General features: G+C 70.6%; 25 protein-coding genes. 12 read left to right on the top strand and 13 right to left on the bottom strand.

Annotation, left to right across the window (positions count from 1 at the left end; genetic code table 11):
* Nucleotides 1–32 precede the first annotated feature (32 nt).
* Nucleotides 33–527: a DUF3145 domain-containing protein gene (locus AB0947_RS08050; protein WP_366749415.1), complete on the top strand. Its 495-nt coding sequence runs from the start codon at nt 33–35 to the stop codon at nt 525–527.
* A gap of 105 nt (nt 528–632) precedes the next feature.
* Here the strand turns inward: AB0947_RS08050 and fabF are convergent, their stop codons facing one another.
* The 5 genes from fabF to AB0947_RS08025 all read right to left on the bottom strand — a co-directional run bounded on the left by fabF (nt 633) and on the right by AB0947_RS08025 (nt 5586).
* Nucleotides 633–1895: a beta-ketoacyl-ACP synthase II gene (gene fabF / locus AB0947_RS08045; protein ID WP_366749413.1), complete on the bottom strand. Its 1263-nt coding sequence runs from the start codon at nt 1893–1895 to the stop codon at nt 633–635.
* A gap of 106 nt (nt 1896–2001) precedes the next feature.
* The gene (locus AB0947_RS08040; protein ID WP_366749412.1) at nt 2002–2250 is read right to left on the bottom strand and encodes an acyl carrier protein; all 249 of its coding nucleotides are present in this window, start codon (nt 2248–2250) and stop codon (nt 2002–2004) included.
* Nucleotides 2251–2331: 81 nt separating this feature from the next.
* Entirely contained in the window at nt 2332–3363 is a 1032-nt protein-coding gene (locus AB0947_RS08035; protein ID WP_366749411.1) for a ketoacyl-ACP synthase III, read from the bottom strand.
* Nucleotides 3364–3373: 10 nt separating this feature from the next.
* Complete coding sequence (locus tag AB0947_RS08030) at nt 3374–4291, bottom strand: ACP S-malonyltransferase (protein ID WP_366749410.1); 918 nt, start codon at nt 4289–4291, stop codon at nt 3374–3376.
* A gap of 89 nt (nt 4292–4380) precedes the next feature.
* The gene (locus tag AB0947_RS08025; RefSeq protein ID WP_366749409.1) at nt 4381–5586 is read right to left on the bottom strand and encodes a helix-turn-helix domain-containing protein; all 1206 of its coding nucleotides are present in this window, start codon (nt 5584–5586) and stop codon (nt 4381–4383) included.
* An 88-nt stretch (nt 5587–5674) separates the two neighbouring features.
* Between AB0947_RS08025 and AB0947_RS08020 the strand changes: the two genes are divergently transcribed.
* A complete protein-coding gene (locus AB0947_RS08020; RefSeq protein WP_366749578.1) occupies nt 5675–6328 on the top strand; it encodes a pirin family protein in 654 nt (217 codons plus the stop codon).
* A gap of 54 nt (nt 6329–6382) precedes the next feature.
* Here the strand turns inward: AB0947_RS08020 and AB0947_RS08015 are convergent, their stop codons facing one another.
* A complete protein-coding gene (locus AB0947_RS08015) occupies nt 6383–7204 on the bottom strand; it encodes a serine hydrolase domain-containing protein (RefSeq protein ID WP_366749408.1) in 822 nt (273 codons plus the stop codon).
* Nucleotides 7205–7223: 19 nt separating this feature from the next.
* A complete protein-coding gene (locus tag AB0947_RS08010; RefSeq protein ID WP_366749407.1) occupies nt 7224–7700 on the bottom strand; it encodes a GNAT family N-acetyltransferase in 477 nt (158 codons plus the stop codon).
* 96 nt (nt 7701–7796) lie between these two features.
* On the opposite strand from AB0947_RS08010, the gene AB0947_RS08005 reads away from it, so the two are divergent.
* The gene (locus AB0947_RS08005) at nt 7797–8252 is read left to right on the top strand and encodes a MerR family transcriptional regulator (protein ID WP_189813159.1); all 456 of its coding nucleotides are present in this window, start codon (nt 7797–7799) and stop codon (nt 8250–8252) included.
* Here AB0947_RS08005 and AB0947_RS08000 read toward each other — a convergent pair whose 3' ends face one another.
* The 3 genes from AB0947_RS08000 to AB0947_RS07990 all read right to left on the bottom strand — a co-directional run bounded on the left by AB0947_RS08000 (nt 8253) and on the right by AB0947_RS07990 (nt 11162).
* The gene (locus tag AB0947_RS08000; RefSeq protein WP_366749406.1) at nt 8253–9101 is read right to left on the bottom strand and encodes a DUF4429 domain-containing protein; all 849 of its coding nucleotides are present in this window, start codon (nt 9099–9101) and stop codon (nt 8253–8255) included.
* 66 nt (nt 9102–9167) lie between these two features.
* Nucleotides 9168–10385 carry an alpha/beta hydrolase gene (locus AB0947_RS07995; RefSeq protein WP_366749405.1) on the bottom strand — a complete coding sequence of 406 codons (1218 nt, stop codon included), beginning with the start codon at nt 10383–10385 and terminating at the stop codon, nt 9168–9170.
* A gap of 150 nt (nt 10386–10535) precedes the next feature.
* Nucleotides 10536–11162, bottom strand: a complete 627-nt coding sequence (locus AB0947_RS07990) for a TetR family transcriptional regulator (RefSeq protein WP_366749404.1) — start codon at nt 11160–11162, stop codon at nt 10536–10538.
* Nucleotides 11163–11275: 113 nt separating this feature from the next.
* Between AB0947_RS07990 and AB0947_RS07985 the strand changes: the two genes are divergently transcribed.
* Nucleotides 11276–12895, top strand: coding sequence for an MFS transporter (locus AB0947_RS07985; protein WP_366749403.1), 1620 nt, complete (start codon nt 11276–11278; stop codon nt 12893–12895).
* Nucleotides 12896–13132: 237 nt separating this feature from the next.
* Nucleotides 13133–13438, top strand: coding sequence for a hypothetical protein (locus AB0947_RS07980; protein ID WP_014672470.1), 306 nt, complete (start codon nt 13133–13135; stop codon nt 13436–13438).
* Here AB0947_RS07980 and AB0947_RS07975 read toward each other — a convergent pair.
* Entirely contained in the window at nt 13435–14268 is an 834-nt protein-coding gene (locus AB0947_RS07975) for a potassium channel family protein (RefSeq protein WP_366749402.1), read from the bottom strand. The genes AB0947_RS07980 and AB0947_RS07975 overlap by 4 nt on opposite strands.
* Nucleotides 14269–14410: 142 nt before the next feature.
* Nucleotides 14411–17158: a pyruvate dehydrogenase (acetyl-transferring), homodimeric type gene (gene aceE, locus AB0947_RS07970; protein ID WP_366749401.1), complete on the bottom strand. Its 2748-nt coding sequence runs from the start codon at nt 17156–17158 to the stop codon at nt 14411–14413.
* Nucleotides 17159–17565: 407 nt separating this feature from the next.
* Between aceE and AB0947_RS07965 the strand changes: the two genes are divergently transcribed.
* From AB0947_RS07965 to AB0947_RS07940, 6 genes are all read left to right on the top strand, one after another.
* Nucleotides 17566–18003 carry a DUF3052 domain-containing protein gene (locus tag AB0947_RS07965; protein WP_366749400.1) on the top strand — a complete coding sequence of 146 codons (438 nt, stop codon included), beginning with the start codon at nt 17566–17568 and terminating at the stop codon, nt 18001–18003.
* Nucleotides 18004–18131: 128 nt separating this feature from the next.
* Nucleotides 18132–18590, top strand: a complete 459-nt coding sequence (locus tag AB0947_RS07960; RefSeq protein WP_366749399.1) for a peroxiredoxin — start codon at nt 18132–18134, stop codon at nt 18588–18590.
* 138 nt (nt 18591–18728) lie between these two features.
* Complete coding sequence (locus tag AB0947_RS07955; RefSeq protein WP_363217549.1) at nt 18729–19304, top strand: calcium homeostasis/redox stress adaptation protein; 576 nt, start codon at nt 18729–18731, stop codon at nt 19302–19304.
* 110 nt (nt 19305–19414) lie between these two features.
* Complete coding sequence (locus AB0947_RS07950) at nt 19415–19993, top strand: TerD family protein (protein WP_366749398.1); 579 nt, start codon at nt 19415–19417, stop codon at nt 19991–19993.
* Nucleotides 19994–20069: 76 nt separating this feature from the next.
* Nucleotides 20070–21209, top strand: coding sequence for a DUF475 domain-containing protein (locus AB0947_RS07945; RefSeq protein WP_366749396.1), 1140 nt, complete (start codon nt 20070–20072; stop codon nt 21207–21209).
* An 87-nt stretch (nt 21210–21296) separates the two neighbouring features.
* A complete protein-coding gene (locus AB0947_RS07940) occupies nt 21297–22034 on the top strand; it encodes a Tellurium resistance (protein ID WP_366749395.1) in 738 nt (245 codons plus the stop codon).
* A 23-nt stretch (nt 22035–22057) separates the two neighbouring features.
* Here AB0947_RS07940 and AB0947_RS07935 read toward each other — a convergent pair whose 3' ends face one another.
* On the bottom strand, nt 22058–22777 hold the full coding sequence (locus tag AB0947_RS07935) for a TerD family protein (protein WP_366749394.1): 720 nt from the start codon (nt 22775–22777) through the stop codon (nt 22058–22060).
* Between the two features lie 175 nt (nt 22778–22952).
* On the opposite strand from AB0947_RS07935, the gene AB0947_RS07930 reads away from it, so the two are divergent.
* On the top strand, nt 22953–24119 hold the full coding sequence (locus AB0947_RS07930; protein WP_366749393.1) for an HpcH/HpaI aldolase/citrate lyase family protein: 1167 nt from the start codon (nt 22953–22955) through the stop codon (nt 24117–24119).
* The last annotated feature ends 11 nt before the right edge of the window (nt 24120–24130 follow it).

Raw genomic sequence — 24130 nt, 5'->3', positions numbered from 1 at the left:
CGCAAGATGTCCCGCTCTGCCCGGAGGTTCCGGTGACGACACGTGGAGTTCTGTACGTGCACTCCGCGCCGCGCGCGCTGTGCCCGCACGTCGAGTGGGCCGTCGCCGGGGTGCTCGGCACGCGCGTCAACCTCGACTGGATCCGGCAGCCCGCGGCGCCCGGCACCTGGCGCTCGGAGTTCTCCTGGCAGGGCCAGGCCGGCACCGCCTCCAAACTCGCCTCGGCGCTGCGCGGCTGGCACCTGCTGCGCTTCGAGGTCACCGCCGAGCCCTGCGCGACCGCCGAGGGCGAGCGCTACAGCTGCACCCCCGACCTCGGCATCTTCCACGCCGTCACCGGCATCCACGGCGACATCCTGATCCCCGAGGACCGCCTGCGCGCCGCGCTGACGCGGTCCCAGCAGGGGGAGACCGACCTGGAGGCGGAGATCGCCAAGCTCCTGGGCAAGCCCTGGGACGACGAACTGGAGCCGTTCCGCTACGCCGGCGAGGGCGCCCCGGTCCGCTGGCTGCACCAGGTGGTGTGACGTCGCGCACGTGACGGAGCCCGCCGGCGCAAGCGGCGGACATGGCTGAAGGGCCCTCACCTGCCGGTGAGGGCCCTTCTCCACGTTTCTCGGTTGCTCAGTTGCTCAGAGCGTCCGGAACGCCAGGACCACGTTGTGCCCGCCGAAGCCGAACGAGTCGTTCAGCGCGGCGATACGGCCCTCGGGCAGGGCCCGCGCCGCACCGACGACCACGTCCGCGTTGACCTCGGGGTCGAGGTTGTCCACGTTGATGGTCGGCGGGGCCGTGCGGTTCACCAGCGCCAGGATCGACGCGACGGTCTCCACACCACCGGCACCGCCCAGCAGGTGACCGGTCATCGACTTGGTCGCGGAGATCGCCATGTGGTCGACGTCGTCGCCGAACACCTTCCGCAGCGCCTTGATCTCGGCCACGTCACCCTGCGGCGTCGAGGTGGCGTGCGCGTTCACGTGCACGATCTCGGCCGGCTTCAGATCCGTGTTGTCCAGCAGGTTCTGCAGCGCGTGCGCGATCCCGTTGCCGGACGGCTCCGGCTGCGTGATGTGGTGCGCGTCGGCGGAGATGCCCTGTCCGAGCGCCTCGGCGTAGATCCGGGCGCCGCGGGCCTTCGCGTGCTCCTCGGACTCCAGGACGATCACACCGGCGCCCTCACCGAGCACGAAGCCGTCCCGGCCGGCGTCGTAGGGACGCGAGGCGCCCCGCGGGTCGTCGTTGTTCTTGGACATCGCCATCATGTTGCCGAACGCGGCGATGGGCAGCGGGTGGATGGCGGCCTCGGTACCACCGGCCACGACCACGTCCGCACGCCCGGTGCGGATCATCTCGATCGCGTACCCGATGGCCTCAGCGCCCGAGGCGCAGGCCGAGACCGGGGTGTGCACACCGGCGCGGGCACCCAGCTCGATCCCGACGTTGGCCGCCGGGGAGTTGGGCATCAGCATCGGCACGGTGTGCGGGGAGACGCGGCGTACGCCCTTCTCCTTGAGGATGTCGTACTGGTCCAGCAGGGTCGTCACGCCGCCGATGCCGGAGGCGATGACCGCGCCGAGACGGTCGGGGTTGACGGACGCGTCCTCACCGGCCCTGGCGGTGAAGCCGGCGTCCTTCCAGGCTTCCTGAGCGGCGATCAGCGCGAACTGCGCGGACCGGTCCAGCTTGCGGGCCTGCGGGCGGGGGATGATCTCGCCCGGTTCGACGGCGATCTGCGCGGCGATCCGGACCGGCAGCTGAGCCGCCCATTCCTTCTCCAGCAGGCTGACGCCGGACGTGCCGGCGACGAGGGCCTCCCAGGTCGAGGCTGCGTCGCCACCCAGCGGTGTGGTTGCGCCGATACCGGTGACGACCACGGTGCGATTGGTCGGGCTCACGGGAATTCTTTCTCCAACGGATACGGGAGGACTACCCCCGCGTCTGCGGGGATTACGGCGCCACCGCCGGGTGGCGGGGCTTGCAGCCTGCGGCCTACGCGATGGCTCAGTCCTGGTGCTTGAGGATGTAGTCGGTCGCGTCGCCGACGGTCTTGAGGTTCTTGACGTCCTCGTCCGGGATCTTCACGTCGAAGCGCTCCTCGGCGGCGACGACAACCTCGACCATGGACAGCGAGTCGACGTCCAGGTCGTCGGTGAAGGACTTGTCCAGCTGGACGTCCTCGGTGGGGATCCCGGCGATCTCGTTCACGATCTCGGCGAGACCCGCGACGATCTCTTCCTGAGTGGCGGCCATGTCAGGCGCTCCTTCTTCGATAATCCAGACGGTTTGTGGCAGTTGTCCCCCTGCCGGATCGCATGATCCGGCACGGAGTGCCTAGGGGAGGGTAACGACCGTGGCGGCGTAGACGAGACCCGCCCCGAATCCGATGACGAGCGCGGTGTCGCCGCTCTTCGCCTCCCCGGTCGCCAGAAGCCGCTCCATCGCGAGCGGGATCGAGGCGGCCGAGGTGTTGCCGGTGGTGCGGATGTCACGGGCGACCGTGACGTGCTCCGGCAGCTTCAGTGTCTTCACCATCGAGTCGATGATCCGCACATTGGCCTGGTGCGGGATGAAGACGTCCAGGTCGTCCGCGGTGATTCCGGCCGCGTCCAGCGCCTGCTGGGCGACCTTCGCCATCTCGAACACGGCCCAGCGGAACACCGCCTGGCCCTCCTGCGTGATCGCAGGGAACTTGATGTTGCCCTGGCTGTCCAGGGGCAGCTGGGAGACGTCGCCGACGGCGAACCGGTCCCAGGAGACGGTCTGCTTGATGGTCTCGGACTTGTCGCCCTCGGAGCCCCACACGGTCGGGCCGATCGCCGGCTCCGCCGAGGGGCCGACCACGACCGCGCCGGCGCCGTCACCGAACAGGAACGCGGTCGCCCGGTCCTCCAGGTCGGTCAGGTCGCTCAGCCGCTCCACGCCGATCACGAGCACGTAGTCGGCGGAACCTTCCACCACCATGCCCTTGGCGAGGGTCAGGCCGTAGCCGAAGCCCGCGCAGCCGGCCGAGATGTCGAAGGCGGCGGCCTTGTCCGTGCCCAGCTTGTCGGCGATCTCGGTGGCGACGGCCGGGGTCTGGCTGAAGTGCGACACGGTCGAGACGACCACCGCGCCGATCCGCTCGGCGTCGATGCCGGCGTCCGCGATGGCCTTCCCGGAGGCCTCGATCGCCATCGCGGCCACGGTCTCCTCCGGGCCCGCCCAGTGCCGGGTCTCGATGCCGGAGCGGGAGCGGATCCACTCGTCGGACGAGTCGATCTTCTCCAGGATCACCTCGTTGGGCACCACCCGGGTCGGCCGGTAGCCGCCGACGCCGAGGATGCGCGCATACGGGGCGCCCTTGCTGGGCTTGATCTTCGCCATGTACGGCTCCTTAGGCACCGGTGTGCTCTGCGAGCAGAGCGCGGGCCGCGTCGAGGTCGTCGGGGGTCTTCAGGGCCAGCGTCGCGACGCCGGGCAGGGCCCGCTTGGCCAGGCCGGTCAGGGTGCCGCCCGGGCACACCTCGACGAGCGCGGTGACGCCCAGCTCCTTGAACGTCTCCATGCACAGGTCCCAGCGCACGGGGTTGGCGACCTGGCCGACCAGCCGCTCCAGCACCTCGGCGCCGGACGCGACGGCCTTGCCGTCCTTGTTGGAGACGTAGGTGACCTTCGGGTCGGCGGGCGACAGCGCCGCCGCGGCCTTGGCGAGCGTCTCGACCGCGGGCGCCATGTGACGGGTGTGGAAGGCGCCGGCCACCTTCAGCGGGACGACCTTGCGCACGCCCTCGGGCTTGTCCTCGGCCAGCGCGGCCAGTTGCTCCAGCGTGCCGGCGGCCACGATCTGGCCCGCGCCGTTGATGTTCGCCGGAGTCAGGCCCAGCTTCTCCAGGTGCGCGACGGAGGTCTCCGGGTCGCCGCCGAGCAGCGCCGCCATGCCGGTCTCGGTGACCGCGGCGGCGTCGGCCATCGCCAGACCCCGCTTGCGGACCAGGCCGAGGGCGGCCGTGTCGTCCAGGACACCGGCGAAGGCGGCGGCGGTGATCTCACCGACGCTGTGCCCGGCGACCGCGCCGGGGCCGATGTCACCGAGTGCCGCGGCGGACAGGAGGCCGGCGGCCACGAGCAGCGGCTGGGCCACCGCGGTGTCCCGGATCGCGTCGGCGTCGGCCTGGGTGCCGTAGTGCACGAGGTCCAGTTCGATGGCGTCCGACCAGGCGGCGACGCGGTCGGCGGCACCGGGCAGTTCGAGCCAGGGGGTCAGGAAGCCGGGCGTCTGAGCGCCCTGGCCGGGAGCGACGAGTACGAGCACTCTCACACTCTCTCTTGGGGACGGGCACGGCCGCCCGTGAGGACAGGGACGAAGAACACGAAGGGCTTTTGTGGGCCTCCGACAAAACCCTATGTCTGGGTTTCGGCGTCGGCCAGACGCCCCAGGATGAGCGCGATCCGTAGTGTGAACGCGGATCGTACATCCGAAGGCGACCATCCGGTGACGTCAGTCACACGTCGGAGCCGGTAGCGCACGGTGTTCGGGTGAACGAAGAGCATCCTCGCCGCGCCTTCCAGGCTGCTCGCCTGCTCCAGGTACACACTCAGTGTTTCCAGGAGTGCCGAGCCCGCCTCCTCCAGCGGTCTGTAGATCTCCTCCACCAGCTGCTCACGGGCGCTCGGGTCACCCGCGATGGCCCGCTCCGGCAGCAGGTCGTCCGCCAGCACCGGACGCGGCGCGTCCTGCCAGGCGGAACACGCCTTCAGCCCCGCGGCGGCGGCCTGCGCGGACCGGGTCGCGGCCAGCAGGTCGGCTACGACGGGCCCCGCGACGACCGGCCCGGCGGCGAACGGCCCGATCAGCGACTTGGCCACGGCGAGCGGGTTGGCGCTGCCACCGGCGACGACGACCAGCCGGTCGCCGAGCACCCCGGTGAGCACCTGGAGCTTGGCGTGCCGGGCGGCCCGCCGGATCGCCTCCACCGTCAGCTCGCTGTCCCCGTCCGGCGCGGTCCCGAGCACCACGCACACGTGCTCGGGCGAGTTCCAGCCCAGCGCGGCGGCCCGGCTGACGGCGCCCTCGTCCGCCTCCCCGCTCAGCACCGCGTTCACGACCAGCGACTCCAGCCGCGCGTCCCAGGCGCCGCGTGCCTCGGCGGCCTGCGCGTACACCTGGGCGGTGGCGAAGGCGATCTCCCGGGCGTACACGAGCAGCGCCTCACGCAGCACGCTCTCGTCGCCCGGCGCCGCCACCTCGTCGATGGCGGACTCCATCACCTCGATGGTGGTCCGCACCATCTCCACGGTCTGCCGCAGGGTGATGGCCCGGGTCAGCTCACGCGGCGCGGTCCCGAAGACGTCCGTGGAGATCGCCTGGGGCGCGTCCGGGTGCCGGAACCATTCGGTGAACGCCGCGATGCCCGCCTGGGCGACGAGGCCGATCCAGGAACGGTTCTCCGGGGGCATCGCCCGGTACCACGGCAGGGACTCGTCCATACGCGCGATGGCCTGCGCGGCCAGACTCCCGGAGGACTTCTCCAGTCGCTTCAGGGTCGCGGAGTGCGGATGGACGACGTGGGCTGCGGGATCGCCGTTGTGGGATTCGGGTTCGGGCACGGGGACAAGACTGCCTTATCGGGCCGGGCCCGTGCGCCGCCGGGGTGGTCCGGTTCCGTGGGCCGGGCCCGGCTACCGTGGTGCCGTGATGGACGTACGGCGCGCCGGCGAGCGCTATCGCGGAGGGGATCCCGAGGGCGGGATCGACACCCGGCACGCCTTCTCCTTCGGCCCGCACTACGACCCGGACAACCTCCGCTTCGGCGCGGTGATCGCCTGCAACGAGGAGCGGCTCGCGCCCGGCGCGGGCTTCGGCGAACACCCGCACAGCCACACCGAGATCGTCACGTGGGTGGTGGATGGGGAGCTGACCCACCGTGACTCCACGGGCCACGAGAGGCGGGTCCGGCCCGGTGACCTCCAGCACCTCAGCGCGGCGGCGGGCGTACGGCACGTCGAGCGCAACGACGGGGACGCCCCCCTGACCTTCGTGCAGATGTGGCTGGCGCCGCGCGAGCCCGGCGGCGACCCCTCCTACGGCCTCGTCCCCGGCATCGCCGACTCCACGCCGTACGCGGTGCCGGCGGCGGGCGCGGTGCTCCACGTGCGCCGCCTGCACCCCGGCGAGCGGACCGCCGTCCCGGACGCGGCGTACGTGTACGCGCACGTGGTGCGGGGCGAGGTCCGGCTGGCGGGGGAGGAGCTGGGCCCCGGCGATGCGGCGAGGATCACAGGGGCGGAGGGCCTGGAGGCGGTGGCGGCGACGCCGGCGGAGCTGCTGCTGTGGGAGATGACGGCCTAGTCCCGCTGGGCCGGGAGGACCCGAACCAGGCCGGGAGGATCCGAACGACAGGGCTCAGCCGCGCACCTCGGTGAGCACCGCGTCCGTGAAGGGCGGCCACGCCTCGACCGCCCAGGGGCCGAACGCCCGGTCCGCCAGGGCGACCGCGGCCAGCCCGGCGTCCGGATCGACCCACAGGAACGTACCGGACTGCCCGAAATGCCCGAAGGTGCGAGGCGAGGAGGAACTGCCCGTCCAGTGCGGGGACTTCCCGTCGCGGATCTCGAAGCCCAGCCCCCAGTCGTTCGGGTTCTGGTGGCCGTACCCCGGCAGCACCCCCTTCGTCCCCGGGTACTGCACGGTCATCGCCGCCGCCACCGTCCGCGCGTCCAGCAGCCGCGGCGCCTGCACCTCCGCCGCGAACCGCAGCAGGTCCCCGACCGTCGACACCCCGTCCTTCGCCGGTGACCCCTCCAGTGACGTCGACGTCATCCCCAGCGGCTCCAGCACCGCCTGCCGCAGGTACTCGGCGAACGGGATGTCCGTCGCCTTGGCGATGTGGTCCCCGAGCTGCTCGAACCCGGCGTTGGAGTACAGCCGCCGCTCCCCGGGCGGGGCCGTCACCCGGTGCTCGTCGAAGGCGAGCCCGGAGGTGTGGGCGAGGAGGTGACGGACCGTCGACCCGGGCGGCCCGGCCGGCTCGTCCAGCTCGATCGCGCCCTCCTCGTACGCGACGAGCGCCGCGTAGGCCGCCAGCGGCTTGGTGACGGAGGCCAGCGGGAAGCGGTGCCCGACGGGACCGTGCGTCCCGAGGACGGTCCCGTCGGCTCGTACGACACCCGCCGCGACGGTGGGGACGGGCCAGTTCTCGATCAGCGCCAGGCTCTGCAACGACATGCCTCCGAGCCTATGCGGCTCACAGCGGCAGCCGCATCGACGGGTCGGGGTCGCGCGTGAAGCCGAGGGAGGAGTACAGCGGCTCGGCCTCCGGCGAGGCGTTCAGCAGCACGTGCCCGGCGCCCCGCGCCCGGAACCAGTCCAGCAGCCCCTCCATGCACGCGCGCGCGTACCCCCGCCGCCGGGCGTCCGGGTCGGTCGCCACACTGAAGACGTGCCCGACCCGCCCCCGCGGGTTCCCGGCCCTGCCGATGCGGTACTCCACCGTCCCCGCCACCAGCGCGGCCAGCGCCCCGGGCCGGCCGGGATGCTCCACGACGAAGGCCGCGAAGTCCCCGTCCTGGTCGGCGAGCCGTTCCCGCAGCACCGGCAGCGACTCCGCGTGCCACTCGGCGGACCCGGAACCTCCCGCGCCGGACAGGGAGTCGATCATCACCTGGCGCAGTCGCAACACTTCGGCGGCGTCCTCGGGCCGGGCCCGGCGTACACGTCTCATGGGACGCACGCTAGTCAGCCGCCCCGGGCGCCGTCCCGCGGTTTTCCCGGCGGACCCGCTTGCTTCGAGTGCACTCCAAGGCCCTAGCGTGGGGGCATGACGGTGATGCAGACCACGCCAGCGGCCACCGAGCACGCCACCCCCGCCGACATCTGCTCCGCCCCGCCCCGGCGGCACCCCCGCCCCGACGGCCAGGACCGCTACACGATCAGCGAGGTCGTCGCGTTCACCGGCCTCACCGCGCACACGCTGCGCTGGTACGAGCGGATCGGGCTGATGCCGCACGTGGACCGCTCGCACACCGGCCAGCGCCGCTACAGCAACCGCGACCTGGACTGGCTGGACTTCGTGACCAAGCTCCGGCTGACCGGCATGCCGGTGGCGGACATGGTGCGCTACGCGGAACTCGTCCGGGAGGGCGACCACACCTTCGCGGAACGCCGTCAGCTGCTGGAGTCGACCCGCAGGGACGTCCTGTCCAGGATCGCGGAACTCCACGACACGCTGGGCGTCCTGGACAAGAAGATCAGCTTCTACGGGCGCGAGCGGTAGCTACAGTTCGGCCAGCAACTCGGCCTTCTTGGAGGAGAACTCCTCGTCGGTGACCAGCCCCGCCTGGTGCAGCTCCCCGAGGTGCCGGATCCGCTCGGCGATGTCGGCGGGGTCACGCCGGGCCGGGGCCGGTACGGCGGGTACCGGTCCGCGCGCCCGCACGGCCGCCAGCACGGCCGCGGCGAACGGCAGCGACTCGTGCACCGGCCCGTACCCGAGCCCGAACACCACCGACGCGGGGTCCTGGTCCGGCTGCGCCGAGCGGGCGGGGCCGGGTTCGCGGGGCACCAGCCGCAGGTGCCCCTCGAAGATCTCCGGGGACCGCCACTCCACCCCGCTCAGCCCGGTCACCGGAAAGCTCTGGTCGCCGGCCTTCCACTTCGCCGACGACGCCCCGGTCCAGGACCAGCGGAACTGTACGGACGTCCCGTCGAAGGACGCCTTCCCGTCGTACGCCTTGAAGTGCAGCGGCGCCTCGGGCGCCGCCACCAGGTGCCGCTCGGCGGGCCCCGACTCGGTCAGCAGGCCCTTCAGCTCGTCGGCGTAGTACTCGGCGAGGGTCTCCCGCTCGGCCGGCAGCACCAGCCGGTAGGGGTCGGACCCCTCCTTCAACTGGCCGTCGGCCGCCTCCATCAGCGGATCGGCACCCGGACGAGGCGTCAGGCGCAGGACGACCGTGCCGCGCCTGCCCGGGGCGAGGGTCACGCCCTCGACCGCGGACAGCGGGATCCGGCGCTCGCCGAGCGCCTGGAACAGCTTCGGTGATCGAATCCCCCGTTCGTAACGGATGAGCACGGAGTCGGACCCGAACTCCCAGACGGCATGAAAACCCGCCAGTACGTCACCCATGCGGCTCATCGTATGCGGCACGTGCTCCTCCGTCGCCACCCGCGCAGACCGCACTTCCTGCTGTTTCTACGCGCGTCCGGCCGTCACCGTGCCGGACAGACCGGACCGGCACGCATCGTTCTCCCGTGCGCACGTCACCGCCTCGTACGCGCCCACGCCGATGTCGGCGAGGTTGCGCAGGCTGTCCGTGCCGGGCTGGAAGTAACCGCTGTGCCCCTGGGCGTCCCGGGCCGACAGCACCCGCGCCCCGAACGCCCGGGAGACCGGGTCGGCGCCGTGGCCGAGACCGCCCAGCTCCAGGTAGGGAACATCCTGCACCCAGTCACTGGCGTCCCGCATGGCCCACACCCGGGCCGTCGTGCCCAGGTGGGAGGCCTCGGCGACGCGCATGCCGGGGCTCGCGGCCACCGCTATGTCGGCGACCCGGCGGGGCATGCCGTGTGCGGCGACCCCGCAGACCACCGAGCCGTAGCTGTGACAGAACATCGACACCGGGGCCCGGCCGGGCAGCGCCCGCAGCAGCGCGTTCAGCCGTACGGCCCCCTCCTCGGCGCGCAGTCCGGTGGCCGCGTCCACCCCCAGCCCGTCGGGGGAGGTGTAGTCGGCCCAGGCGATCACGGCCGTACGGGTCCGCGGGCTCGCCTCGCGCTCGGCCGCGTACAGGGCCGTGGCCATGCCGACCGGGGCGCTGTACTTGCGGTTGGTCCGCTGGAAGGTGAGCACGTCGGTGTCGACGCCGGGGACGACGACCGAGATCCGCTGCGCCGTGGAGAGGTCGCCGAAGACCTCGGCGACCCGGCCCGACCCCTCGGGGTCGAAGGCCAGGATGTGCCGGCCGGGGCTCAGCAGGGACGTGTAGCGGTCCATCCGGCGGGCCGCGTCCTGCTGGCCCGCCGTGCTGAGCCGGCTGTCGTGCACGCGCTTGCGCTCGACCTCGCGGGCCTGCGCCAGCGCGATGCGGTTGGCCCGGTAGCGCAGGGAGACGGGCGCGCCGTTCATGTTGCCGACCGCCAGCGGATAGCGGTGGGCGAGACGGCCGCGGTCGTGCGGGGTGAGCGAGGCGAAGAAGCGGGCCAGCCGGGACGGGTCGGCTTGCGGGTCCGGCAGGCCGTGGCCGTGCAGGCGGCCGTGCTCCCACTTGGTGAGCGAGGCCTGCAGGGCTGTCGCCTCCCGGTGACTGCGCAGGGCGGTCCAGCCGGTGGTCGCGAGCATCACGAACACGACGGCCAGCGCCGGCAGTGCGCGCCAGACGTTCCATTGCGGGGAGGTGTCGAAGGAAGTCACTGGGAGGACACACTAGGAGAACGGCACGGTCTCGGGGTAACCGAGTGACAGGGATCACGTTTCGGCGGTGACCGAACACCGGGACGGCGAGGGGCGGGACACCGCGCACGCGGTCCGCCGGGCACGGAGTCCGGCGGTCTGCCAACGGTCTCAGGCGGCGCGCCAGTTACCCGTGAGGGCCGAACCCACCTGATCGAGGTACGCCGCGCTGAGCGTGCGGAGCGCCTCCGGGCCGAAGTCCTCGCGCAGGGAGCACTGCCGTTCGGTGACCCGTATCACCCCGGCGAAGACGGCCACCGCCAGCCGGGGGCGCGGATCGTCGTCCACGTCGACGCCCTCCCGCTCGGCCAGCAGGCGGGCGATCGTCTCCTCGGTCGCCGCCGACCGGCGCAGATGGGCGGCGAGCAGCGCGGGCGTCGACTCGATCGTCCGGTACATGCGCAGGTACAGCTCGACCGGCACCAGCGACTCGACGGTCTCGCGTATCGCGTCCCAGCCCTCCAGGAACGCCTGCCGCAGGGCCTTCATCGGCGCCTCGTGCGGCGGACGCGCGCGGACGGCCGCGACGAAGGCCGCCTCCGTGATGTTCTGCACCGCGAAGGCCACCTCCTCCTTGCCCGCGAAGTAGCGGAAGAAGGTGCGCTGCGAGACGTCGACGGCCTCGGCTATCTCGTCGACGGTCGTGTGTTCGTAACCCTGCGTGGTGAACAGTTCGAGAGCGGCCCGCAGCAGCGATTCCCTCGTACGCCGCTTCTTGCGCTCGCGCAGCGTCTCCATGGCCTCTCTCCCGTGCGTTTCCGGCCGTCCCAGCCTATGCGCCGATGTCGTGTCAGTAACCGACGAGTGAATTGGTTTGTCAACTGTCAGTGACTGTCACTAGCCTGAGAAGTATGACTAGTCAGACCACCGTCGACGCGACGGGGCCGGGGGACAAGGCGCCGGCAGCCCCGTCGGGGCCCCCGTCGGCCCCTGGCCTGCGCGGCCATCCGTGGCTCACCCTCATCACCGTCGCCGTAGGGGTCATGATGGTGGCCCTCGACGGCACCATCGTGGCCATCGCCAACCCGGCCATCCGCGACGACCTCAACGCGTCCTTCGCCGACGTGCAGTGGGTGTCGAACGCCTACTTCCTCGCCCTCGCGGTCACGCTGATCACCGCGGGCAAGCTCGGTGACCGCTTCGGCCACCGGCAGACCTTCCTCATCGGTGTGACCGGCTTCGCCGCCGCGTCCGGCGCCATCGGACTGTCCGGCAGCATCGCCGCCGTCGTCATCTTCCGTGTCTTCCAGGGCCTGTTCGGCGCGCTGCTGATGCCGGCCGCGCTCGGCGTGCTGCGGGCCACCTTCCCGGCCGAGAAGCTGAACATGGCCATCGGTGTGTGGGGCATGGTGATCGGCGCCTCCACCGCGGGCGGCCCGATCCTCGGCGGTGTCCTCGTCGAGCACGTCAACTGGCAGTCGGTCTTCTTCATCAACGTGCCGGTCGGCGCCCTCGCGCTGCTCCTCGGCACCATGATCCTGCTCGACCACCGGGCCGAGAACGCCCCGCGCTCCTTCGACCTCCTCGGCATCGCCCTGCTGTCCGGCGCGATGTTCTGCCTGGTCTGGGCGCTCATCAAGGCCCCCACCTGGGGCTGGGGCGACGGCAAGACGTGGACGTTCATGGCCTCGTCCGTGGTGCTCTTCGCCCTCTTCGCCTTCTGGGAGACGAAGGTCGCCGAACCCCTGATCCCGCTGGGACTGTTCCGCTCGGTGGCCCTGTCGGCGGGTGTCGTCCTGATGGTCCTGATGGCCATCGCGTTCCTGGGCGGCCTGTTCTTCGTGACGTTCTACCTCCAGAACGTCCACGGGATGACCCCCGTCACGGCCGGCCTGCACCTGCTGCCGCTCACCGGCATGATGATCGTCGGCTCGCCGCTCGCCGGCACCGCGATCACCAGGCTCGGCCCCCGCGTCCCGCTGGCCTTCGGCATGGCCGTGACGGCGGCGGCGCTGTACGGCATGTCGACGCTGGAGCCCGACACCGGCAGCGGTCTGATGTCCGTCTGGTTCGCGCTGCTCGGCCTGGGCCTCGCACCGGTCATGGTCGGCGCCACCGAGGTCATCGTCGGCAACGCGCCGCTGGAGCTGTCCGGTGTCGCCGGCGGCCTCCAGCAGGCGGCCATGCAGATCGGCAGCAGCCTCGGTACGGCGGTGCTGGGCGCGGTGATGGCCTCCAAGGTCGACCGTGACCTGCCGGGCAACTGGGCGGATGCGGGGCTGCCGAAGCTGACCCCGGATCAGCTCGACAAGGCCTCCGAGGCGGTCCAGGTCGGCGTGGCCCCGGTGACGAAGGGCATGCCGGAACCGGTCGTCGCGAAGATCACCGCCGTCGCCCACGACACCTTCATCTCGGGCATGAGCCTCGCCTCCCTCGTCGCGGCCGGCGTGGCACTGGTCGCCGTCCTCGTCGCGCTGCTCACCAAGCGGGGCGCGAACGCGGAGGCGGGCGTGGGCGTGGGCCACATCTGAACCCGGCCGCCCCGCCCCTCCCCGGCGGAGTTCCCCCATCAGGGTGACTCCGCTCAAGATCGCTCGCCCCGGCACGCGCCGCAGGTCACAGTGGGTCAAGTCCTCCGCAGGGCATGGGAGGAGGCCGGGCCGCGGCGCGCGCTGCCGGAGGGGGGCGGCGCGCGCACGTCTGCCGGCGCGGAACCGGGGTACCCGCACACCGAAGCCGAACTGTCCATTCACCGCGAGGAGTTGATGATGGCGGGCTTCGGGCGAGGAACAAGCGGGTACCCCCGGTCACGCGGCCGCACGTGGCAGCGGACCGGGCCGGACCGTGCGACGCTCGGGATCATCGGCACGATCTGTGCCGTGGCCGGATTTTTCGCGCTGGGCATCGTCCTGGGCCCGGTGGCGATGTTCTGCGGTTGGCAGTCGATGGGCCGCAAGTGGTCCAACGACGGCAACGTCCCCGCACTGGTCGCCCTGATCCTGGGCGCCATCGACACGTTGCTCGCCATCGTCGCCCTGGCGGGCGCGGCGACGTGGGGTCACGGGCTCCTCTAGGACCTCTCGTCAGCTGGCGGCGTCCCGCCGCGGGGAGTGGGCGCGTTGGCGGCCGCGGGCACGCCGTGGCCGCCCGCGCGGTTCTCCACCCCCCGTTCGGGGCGCTCGCGTTCGGCCAACCGGGCCACCTCCGCCCGCAGCAGCCGTACCTCTTCGGCCAGGGCGGCGATGGCCTCGGTCTGCCGCCGCTCCTCCACGTCGTCCTTCTCGAACCGCGAGATGAACCACGCGGCGATGTTCGCGGTGACGACACCGAGCAGCGCGATCCCCGACAGCATCAGGCCGACGGCGATCATCCGTCCGAGCCCGGTCGTGGGCGCGTGGTCCCCGTACCCGACGGTCGTCATCGTGGTGAACGACCACCACACGGCGTCACCCAGTGTCCGGATGTTCCCCTCCGGCGCCTCCCGTTCCACGGACAGCACCGCCAGCGACCCGAACATCAGCAGGCCGACCACGGCCCCGACGACGTAGGTGGTCAGCCGGATCTGCGGTGCCATCCGGGCCCGCCGGCCGACCAGCAGCAGCGTGGACACCAGCCGCAGCAGCCGTAGCGGTTGCAGGACCGGCAGGACCACCGCGCACAGGTCGGGCCAGTGCTGCCGTACGAAGCCCCGCCGGTGCGGGGCCAGGGCCAGCCGGACCAGGTAGTCGAGGGCGAACGCCGCCCACACCACCCACTCGACACCCGTGCACAGGGTGGTCAGCACGTGGCCGGCGGAGGCGTCCACGATCGGCACCGCGTACGCCACGGCGAACGCCACCGCGAGCCCCAGCAGGGGCCGCTGCGTGAGCCCCTCCCACCGCCCCTGCGCCGACAGTTGGTCCATGCCCCGCATAGTAAAGAAACCGTAACGGCAGCGCGCCTCGAAGGGGCGCGGGGAACTGCGCGATCAGCCCTCCACGGACCCGCAGATCCCCGCGGCCCTTGTCGGTCCCGGGGCCCTTGTCGGCCGAAGCCGAGGGCACCGGCTACGCGTCGCCGCCCGCCGCCCCCGGGTCCGCCGCGGAGACGTCCAGCAGCTGGTAGCGGTCGATGGCCTGCTTGAGCACGGAGCGGTCGACCTTGCCCTCGCGCGCCAGCTCGGTCAGCACCGCCACCACGATCGACTGGGCGTCGATGTGGAAGAAGCGGCGCGCCGCGCCCCGGGTGTCGGCGAAGCCGAAGCCGTCGGCGCCCAGGGACTGGTACGTCCCGGGCACCCAGCGCGCGATCTGGTCCGGAACCGATCGCATCCAGTCGGACACGGCCACGAACGGACCCTCGGCGCCGCTCAGCTTCCGCGTCACGTACGGCACCCGCTGCTCCTCCTCCGGGTGCAGCAGGTTGTACTCCTCGCACGCCACCGCCTCGCGGCGCAGCTCGTTCCAGGAGGTCGCGGACCACACGTCGGCCCTGACGTCCCACTCCTCGCCGAGGAGCCGCTGCGCCTCCAGGGCCCACGGGACCGCCACGCCCGACGCCATGATCTGCGCGGGGACGGAGCCGTTCGTGCCCTGCCCGAGCCGGTGGACGCCCTTGACGATGCCCTCGACGTCCACGTCCGCCGGCTCGGCCGGGTGCTGGATGGGCTCGTTGTAGACGGTGAGGTAGTAGAAGACGTCCTCGCCGTGCGGGTGCTCGGCCGAGCCGCCGTACATCCGGCGCAGTCCGTCCCGCACGATGTGTGCGATCTCGTACGCGTACGCCGGGTCGTACGCCACGCACGCCGGGTTGGTGGAGGCCAGCAGCTGGGAGTGGCCGTCCGCGTGCTGGAGACCCTCACCGGTCAGGGTCGTACGACCGGCGGTCGCGCCCAGGACGAATCCGCGCGCAAGCTGGTCGGCCATCTGCCAGAACTGGTCACCCGTGCGCTGGAAACCGAACATCGAGTAGAAGACGTACACCGGGATCAGCGGCTCGCCGTGCGTGGCGTACGCCGAGCCGGCCGCGATCAGTGACGCCGTACAGCCCGCCTCGGAGATGCCGTCGTGCAGCATCTGGCCGGTCGGCGACTCCTTGTAGGCCAGGAGCAGCTCGCGGTCGACCGACTCGTACTGCTGGCCGAGCGGGTTGTAGATCTTCGCGCTCGGGAAGAAGGAGTCCATGCCGAACGTGCGGTACTCGTCCGGTGCGATCAGCACGAACCGCCTGCCGATCTCCTTGTCCCGCATGAGGTCCTTCAGGAGGCGCACAAAGGCCATGGTCGTCGCGATGGACTGCTGGCCCGTGCCCTTCTTCACGGTCGCGTACGCCTTGTCGTCCGGCAGGGCGAGCGGCTGGGAGCGGACGACACGGGTCGGGACGTAACCGCCGAGGCCCTTGCGGCGGTCGTGCATGTACTGGATCTCCTCCGAGTCGCGGCCCGGGTGGTAGTACGGCGGCGCACCGGACTCCAGCTCCTTGTCGGAGATCGGCAGGTGCAGACGGTCCCGGAAGCGCTTGAGGTCGTCGACCGTCAGCTTCTTCATCTGGTGGGTGGCGTTGCGGCCCTCGAAGTTCGGGCCCAGCGTCCAGCCCTTGATCGTCTTGGCCAGGATGACCGTCGGCTGGCCCTTGTGCTCCTGGGCCGCCTTGAACGCCGCGTAGATCTTGCGGTGGTCGTGGCCGCCGCGGCCGAGGTGCAGGATCTGCTCGTCGGTCATGTTCTCGACCATGGCGCGCAGACGCAGGTCGTCACCGAAGAAGTGCTCGCGGATGTACGCGCCGGACTCGGTGGCGTACGTCTGGAACTGGCCGTCCGGCGTGATGTTCATCTTGTTGACCAGCACGCCGTCCCGGTCCTGCGCGAGCAGCGGGTCCCAGGTGCGGTCCCAGATCAGCTTGATCACGTTCCAGCCGGCGCCCCGGAAGACCGACTCCAGCTCCTGGATGATCTTGCCGTTGCCGCGGACCGGGCCGTCGAGGCGCTGGAGGTTGCAGTTGACCACGAAGGTCAGGTTGTCCAGGCCCTCCCGGGCCGCGATGGACAGCTGGCCGAGCGACTCCGGCTCGTCCATCTCGCCGTCGCCGAGGAACGCCCACACGTGCGACCGGGAGGTGTCGGCGATGCCCCGCGCCTGCATGTAGCGGTTCATCCGCGCCTGGTAGATCGCGCCGAGCGGGCCGAGGCCCATGGAGACCGTCGGGAACTCCCAGAAGTCCGGCATCGAGCGCGGGTGCGGGTAGCTGGACAGGCCGTCCGGGTACTTCGACTTCTCCTGCCGGAAGCCGTCCAGCTGCTGTTCGGTCAGCCGGTCGAGCAGGTACGCGCGCGCGTAGATGCCGGGGGAGGCGTGGCCCTGGAAGAAGACCTGGTCGCCGCCGTCGCCCTCGTCCTTGCCGCGGAAGAAGTGGTTGAAGCCGACGTCGTACAGCGACGCGGAGGAGGCGAAGGTGGCGATGTGGCCGCCGACGCCGATGCCCGGGCGCTGGGCGCGCGAGACCATGACGGCCGCGTTCCAGCGGGTGGCGTTCAGGATCCTGCGCTCGATCTCCTCGTTGCCCGGGAAGAACGGCTCGCTCTTGGTGGGGATCGTGTTGACGTAGTCCGTGCTGCGCATCTCGGGCACGGCCACGCGCCTCTCGCGGGCGCGCTCGATCAGACGCAGCATGAGATAGCGGGCCCGCTCCCGGCCGCGCTCGTCGACGGCGGCGTCCAGGGAGTCGAGCCACTCCTGGGTCTCTTCGGGATCGAAGTCAGGAACCTGACTCGGAAGGCCGCCAATGATGATCGGATTGCGATCGGATCCGGAAGCCACGCTGTTCCTTAGCTGTCAGAGGGCCAGTTCGTTGCACCTGCCTACACCGTTCCCCATCGTGTACCTCGGGAAGGCGTACGTCATCCGCGCCGTCATCCGCGCCGTCGTCTGCACCGGTCAAAACGCAACGATACGCCCGGGGCGTGACGGGCATGGCAAAGTTGTTCGAGCGACGTAACCCCGGATGATTCCGAACCCGACAAACCGGGCACACGGGCGTGATGTGGGTCGCGCGGAATCGAGATACGGTGCTGGGAGTTGCGGCGACACGGCAGGGATCGTCACCGTTTCGGCGGTCCCGACGGCCGGGTACTTGCGCGATCCGCCCCGCCCGTGTGGACTACGGCCAATGCTTCGCGCACGCGCGTGGCTGAGATACTTACCAAAACATGATCAGGAGGCAACCCGTGAGCGCGACCGCGGACCACGCGGAGGAGCGGACGAACCCTGCCGCCAGGCTGGGGTTCCAGCCCGGGCAGGTGGTCCAGGAGATCGGCTACGACGACGACGTCGATCAGGAGCTCCGCGAGGCCATCGAGGAAACCATCGCAGGCGACCTCATGGACGAGGACTACGACGACGTGGCCGACGCCGTTGTGCTGTGGTTCCGTGACGACGACGGCGACCTGACGGATGCGCTGGTGGATGCCACCACGTACATCGAAGAGGGCGGCGCGATCCTGCTCCTCACGCCGAAGACCGGCCGTGCGGGGTACGTGGAGCCGAGCGACATCCAGGACGCCGCCACGACGGCCGGCCTGACCGCTTCGAAGAGCGTCAGCGTCGGCAAGGACTGGAGCGGCAGCCGGCTGGCGACGCCGAAGGCGGCCAAGTCCAAGAAATGACCGTCCTCGGACGCCGGACGGGCTGGACATCGCCCCAGCCCGTCCGGAAGTCCCCGGTGACCGCTGCGTAGGGTGGAACCGAGCGTCCGCGCTCCCACCCCGACAGCCCACCGAAGGGAAGCACGACGATGGCGATCCAGGTCGGCGACAAGGCGCCCGACTTCGAGCTGAAGGACAACCACGGCCGGACCGTGAAGCTCTCGGACTTCCGCGGCGAGAAGAACGTGGTCCTGCTCTTCTACCCCTTCGCCTTCACCGGCGTGTGCACCGGCGAGCTGTGCGAGCTGCGCGACAACCTGCCGCGGTTCGAGGACCGCGACACCCAGCTGCTCGCCGTCTCCAACGACTCCATCCACACCCTGCGCGTCTTCGCCGAGCAGGAGAGCCTGGAATACCCCCTGCTGAGCGATTTCTGGCCGCACGGCAACGTCTCGCGCGCGTACGGCGTCTTCGACGAGGACAAGGGCTGCGCCGTCCGGGGCACCTTCGTGATCGACAAGGAGGGCGTCGTGCGGTGGACCGTGGTCAACGGCCTGCCGGACGCCCGTGATCTGAACGACTACGTGAAGGCTCTCGACACCCTGTGAGCGGACCGCGGGCGACACCCGCGCATCTTCGGGTCCAGGGTCTGCGAGGTGCGGGAACCCGTCACTAGGATCGGCACGTTGATCCCATATCCGAAGCACGACGGGGCTCCCCGCCCCTGGACACCACATGGAGGACCCGTGGGAGTCAGCCTCAGCAAGGGCGGCAACGTATCGCTGACGAAGGAGGCCCCGGGCCTGACCGCCGTCATCGTCGGCCTGGGGTGGGACGTGCGCACGACGACCGGCACGGACTTCGACCTCGACGCCAGCGCGCTGCTGCTGAACAACTCCGGCAAGGTCGCGAGCGACCAGCACTTCGTCTTCTTCAACAACCTCAAGAGCCCCGACGGCTCCGTCGAGCACACCGGTGACAACCTCACCGGTGAGGGCGAGGGCGACGACGAGCAGATCAAGGTCAACCTGGCCGGTGTCCCGGCCGACATCGAGAAGATCGTGTTCCCGGTGTCGATCTACGACGCCGAGAACCGCCAGCAGTCCTTCGGCCAGGTCCGCAACGCCTTCATCCGCGTCGTGAACCAGGCCAACCAGCAGGAGATCGCCCGGTACGACCTCAGCGAGGACGCCTCCACCGAGACCGCCATGGTCTTCGGGGAGCTGTACCGGCACGGCGCGGAGTGGAAGTTCCGCGCCATCGGCCAGGGCTACGCGTCGGGCCTGCGGGGCATCGCGCAGGACTTCGGCGTCAACGTCTGACACGAAGGACGTGTGAGACCCGCCAGCCCGTGCGACCGGCGCCGCTCCGTCCGGGGGCGGCGCCGGACGCGCAGGACAACCAGGGAAAGCACCGCCAGGGGAGGACCAGCATGGGTGTCACGCTCGCCAAGGGAGGCAACGTCTCCCTCTCCAAAGCCGCACCGAACCTCACCAACGTCATGATCGGACTGGGCTGGGACGCGCGGTCGACCACCGGAGCCCCCTTCGACCTGGACGCCAGCGCGCTGCTGTGCGGGGCCGGCAACCGGGTGCTGGGAGACGAGTGGTTCGTCTTCTACAACCAGCTCACCAGCCCCGACGGCTCGGTGGAGCACACCGGTGACAACCTCACCGGTGAGGGCGAGGGCGACGACGAGTCGATCCTGGTGGACCTCGCCCGGGTGCCGGCGCAGTGCGAGAAGATCATCTTCCCCGTCTCGATCCACATGGCGGACGAGCGCGGGCAGACCTTCGGCCAGGTCTCCAACGCCTTCATCCGCGTCGTCAACCAGGCCGACGGCCAAGAGCTGGCCCGCTACGACCTCAGCGAGGACGCTTCCACCGAAACCGCCATGATCTTCGGCGAGCTGTACCGCTACCAGGGCGAGTGGAAGTTCCGGGCGGTGGGTCAGGGGTACGCGTCCGGCCTACGGGGCATCGCTCTAGACTTCGGAGTCAACGTTTCGTAAAAATCGGTACGACTCAGGGGAGACCCTCCCCCGGACTCCGTCTGGGAGGTGCCCCCCACACACGATGGGGTAGCCAGTGCTTCTGAAAACCTTCGGCTGGTCGTTCGCGGTCACCGCGCTCGGTCTGGTCGCGGCGGCGTTCTACGGGGGGTGGACCGCCTTCGGCATCGTGGCGATCCTGGCCGTCCTGGAGATCTCGCTGTCCTTCGACAACGCGGTGGTCAACGCCGGAATCCTGAAGAAGATGAGCGCCTTCTGGCAGAAGATCTTCCTCACGGTCGGCGTCCTCATCGCCGTCTTCGGCATGCGGCTGGTCTTTCCCGTCGTCATCGTCGCGATCAGCGCCAAGATGGGTCCGATCGAGGCCGTCGACCTGGCACTCAACAACAAGGACCGCTACCAGCAGCTGGTCACCGACGCCCACCCGGCGATCGCCGCGTTCGGTGGCATGTTCCTGCTGATGATCTTCCTCGACTTCATCTTCGAGGACCGGGACATCCAGTGGCTGCGCTGGATCGAGCGGCCGCTGGCCAAGCTCGGCAAGGTCGACATGCTGTCGGTCTGCATCGCCCTGATCGTCCTGCTGATCACGTCGTTCACCTTCGCCACCCACGCCCACCAGCACGGCGGCGCCCACGCGGACAAGGCCCAGACGGTCCTGATCGCCGGTATCGCCGGCCTGATCACCTACATGGTCGTCGGCGGCCTCTCCGGCTACTTCGAGGACAAGCTGGAGGCGGACGAGGAGCGCGAGCACGAGGCGGAGGAAGCGGCCGCCCGCACCGGCAGGCAGAAACCCGCGATCGTCCTGGCCGGCCAGGCCGCGTTCTTCATGTTCCTCTACCTCGAGGTCCTGGACGCGTCCTTCTCCTTCGACGGCGTGATCGGCGCCTTCGCCATCACCAACGACATCGTCCTGATGGCCCTCGGCCTCGGCATCGGCGCCATGTACGTCCGGTCGCTGACGGTCTACCTGGTCCGCCAGGGCACCCTCGACGACTACGTCTACCTGGAGCACGGCGCCCACTACGCCATCGGCGCCCTCGCCGTGATCCTCATGGTCACCATCCGGTACGAGATCAACGAGGTCGTCACCGGTCTCGTCGGCGTCGTCCTGATCGCGGCGTCCTTCCTCTCCTCCGTCCGCCGCAACCGAGCCCTGGCCGCGGCGGGCGAGGGCAGCGGCGAGAAGGCCGAGGTCTCCTCCGGGGTGTGACGGTCCGGACGGTGAGGAACGCTCTGAACGGGGCGGCCGGCACGGCCGGCCGCCCCGCCGGCGTCACGACAGGTACTGGGGGCGGGAATGGGTTTCTTCGACGGACTGCTGGGCGGGCGCGCCGCCGACTTCGACTCGGGCAACGCGTCGAGCAACGCCATAGAACTGACCAGGCGGCACCAGACGGTGTCCCTCACCAAGCAGGAAGCGGCCACCGGCCACCTGCGCGTCAACCTCTCCTGGCGGATGCGGACCTCCGACTTCGACGGAGTCCAGCGCACCAGCCTGTTCCGGCACCCGTTCAAGGCACTGAAACCGCCGGAGGTCCTGGGCCACGGCCAGAGCATGGTCAACGTCGACCTGGACCTCGGCTGCCTGTACGAACTGACCGACGGCACGAAGGGGGTCGTACAGCCCCTCGGCGGCTATCTCGGCGACGTGAACGCACCGCCGTACATCAAACTCAGCGGCGACGACCGGTTCGGCTCGGCGTCCGGCGAGACGATGTACGTCAACCTCGACCACCGCGACGCCCTCAAGCGACTGCTCGTCTTCGTCTACATCTACGACCAGACCCCCGCCTTCGACCGTACGCACGCCATCGTCACCCTCTACCCGAGCAACGGCCCCCGCATCGAGATAGGCCTGGACGAACGCCACCCCCAGGCCCGCTCCTGCGCCGTGGTCATGATCGAGAACGTCAAGGGCGAACTGATCGTCCGCCGCGAGGTGAAGTTCGTCTACGGCTTCCAGGGCGAACTGGACCGCCTCTACGGCTGGGGCCTGCAGTGGGGCAGGGGCTTCAAGACGAAGGTGGACAGGTGACCGGCGCCCGCCCCAGGGGCTGACTACCGCCCGAGGAACTGCGGCCCCTGCGGCGGCAGCCGGAAGTACGGGTCCCCGGCCACGGCCACCGGCGCCGACATCGGCTGGGGATAGCCGTACGCGGGCGGCTGTGCCGGAACCGCGGCCGTCGGCTGCTCCGGGGGCAACGGCTGGGACGGGACCGGCTCCTCCTCCATCTCGGACTCGTCCACCGAGATCCCGAAGTCCGTGGCGAGCCCCTTCAGCCCGTTCGAATAGCCCTCGCCCAGCGCCCGGAACTTCCAGCCCTCCCCGCGCCGGTACAGCTCACCGCAGATCAGCGCCGTCTCGGCGCCCGTCTCCGGCTTGATCTCGAACCGGGCCAGCGGCTCCCCGTCGGCGACCGCCGCGTCGTACAGCAGGATGCACAGCGCCGGCACCCGGTCGAAGGCGACCCCGTCCGCGGAGGCGACCAGCACGATCCGGCCGACGCCCGGCTCCACCCCGGACAGCTCGGTCTGGATCGTGTCCGTCAGCCCCTCGGTGATCCGCTTCTTGCCGAGCCGCCACACCTTCCCGGAGGGGTGCCGGGGCTGGTTGTAGAAGACGAAGTCCTCGTCGGAGCGCACACGGCCGTCCGGGCCCAGCAGCAGCGCCGACACGTCCACGTCCGGGACCCCCTGCCCGGGGGTCCAGCGCAGCACGGCACGGACCGTGGCGGCGTCCAGCGGGACGTTCGACCCTTTCAGCATGGCGTGCGTCATACGGTCATCCTGCCCTCTCGGTCCTGGTCACGACAATGCGGGGGCGGTACCGCCGACATGGCAGGGTTACCGGGAATTCATGCCCGCAGGGAACCCCGGACACGGATCCCTACGTACTATTACCGGCCACCCTTTACCGAACCCAGAGGATCGGCTCGCGCCCTGAGGGAGTCCTATGCGTCATTTCGGGCACATCGCCCCCGAGGTGCGGCAGCGCCTCTTCCACCAGGAGCCGTGCGCGTTCACCGCCGACTCCCCGGCCCGGCTGCTCTCCGCGGCCCTGGGCGCCACGCTGTACAGCCCGGCCACGCGGCCCCGGCTCGCCGACGACATCGTCAGACAGGCGTGCAACGGCGTGGTCTCGATGGTGCTGTGCCTGGAGGACTCGATCGACGACGCGGACGTCGAACCGGGGGAAAAGAACCTCGTCCGGCAGTTCGCCGACCTCGCCGCCCGGCCCGGAGCGGAGCCGCCCCTGCTGTTCATCCGGGTGCGCACCCCCGAGCAGATACCGGACCTGGTCCGTCGTCTCGGCCCCGCCGTGCGCCTGCTGTCGGGGTTCGTGCTGCCCAAGTTCACCGAGGAACGCGGCATCCCCTTCCTGGAGGCGCTGACCGCGGCGGAGAACAGCAGCGGCCGGCGGCTCTTCGCCATGCCCGTCCTGGAGTCCCCCGAGCTGCTCTACCGCGAGTCCCGGGTGGAGACCCTGGAGGGCATCTCCCGCGCGGTCGGCAAGTACCGGGACCGGGTGCTGGCCCTGCGCCTCGGCGTGACCGACTTCTGCTCCTCCTACGGCCTGCGCCGCGCCCCCGACATGACCGCCTACGACGTCCAGATCGTCGCGTCCGTGATCGCCGACGTCGTGAACATGCTGGGCCGCGCCGACGGCACCGGCTTCACCGTCACCGGCCCGGTCTGGGAGTACTTCCGCGTCTCCGAACGCATGTTCAAGCCGCAGCTGAGGCAGAGCCCCTTCCTGGAGGTGCAGGCCGTCTCGCTGCGCGAGAAGCTGATCGAACACGCCATGGACGGACTGCTCCGGGAGATCTCCCTCGACCAGGCCAACGGCCTGCTCGGCAAGACCTGCATCCACCCGTCCCACGTGCTGCCCGTGCACGCGCTGTCCGTGGTCAGCCACGAGGAGTTCAGCGACGCCCAGGACATCCTGCGGCCGGAACGCGGCGGCGGGGGTGTACTGCGGTCCGCTTACACGAACAAGATGAACGAAGTGAAACCGCACCGCGCCTGGGCCGAGCGGACCCTGCTGCGCGCCGAGGTGTTCGGCGTCGCCAACGAGGACGTCGGCTTCGTGGAACTGCTCGCCGCCGGCATACCCGGCTGACCCTTCTCCAC

Source organism: Streptomyces sp. NPDC047841, assembly GCF_040704085.1.
GTDB lineage: Bacteria > Actinomycetota > Actinomycetes > Streptomycetales > Streptomycetaceae > Streptomyces > Streptomyces argyrophylli.
The sequence above is the reverse complement of the archived record's forward strand: the minus strand, read 5'-3'. Positions and strand labels throughout refer to the sequence as shown.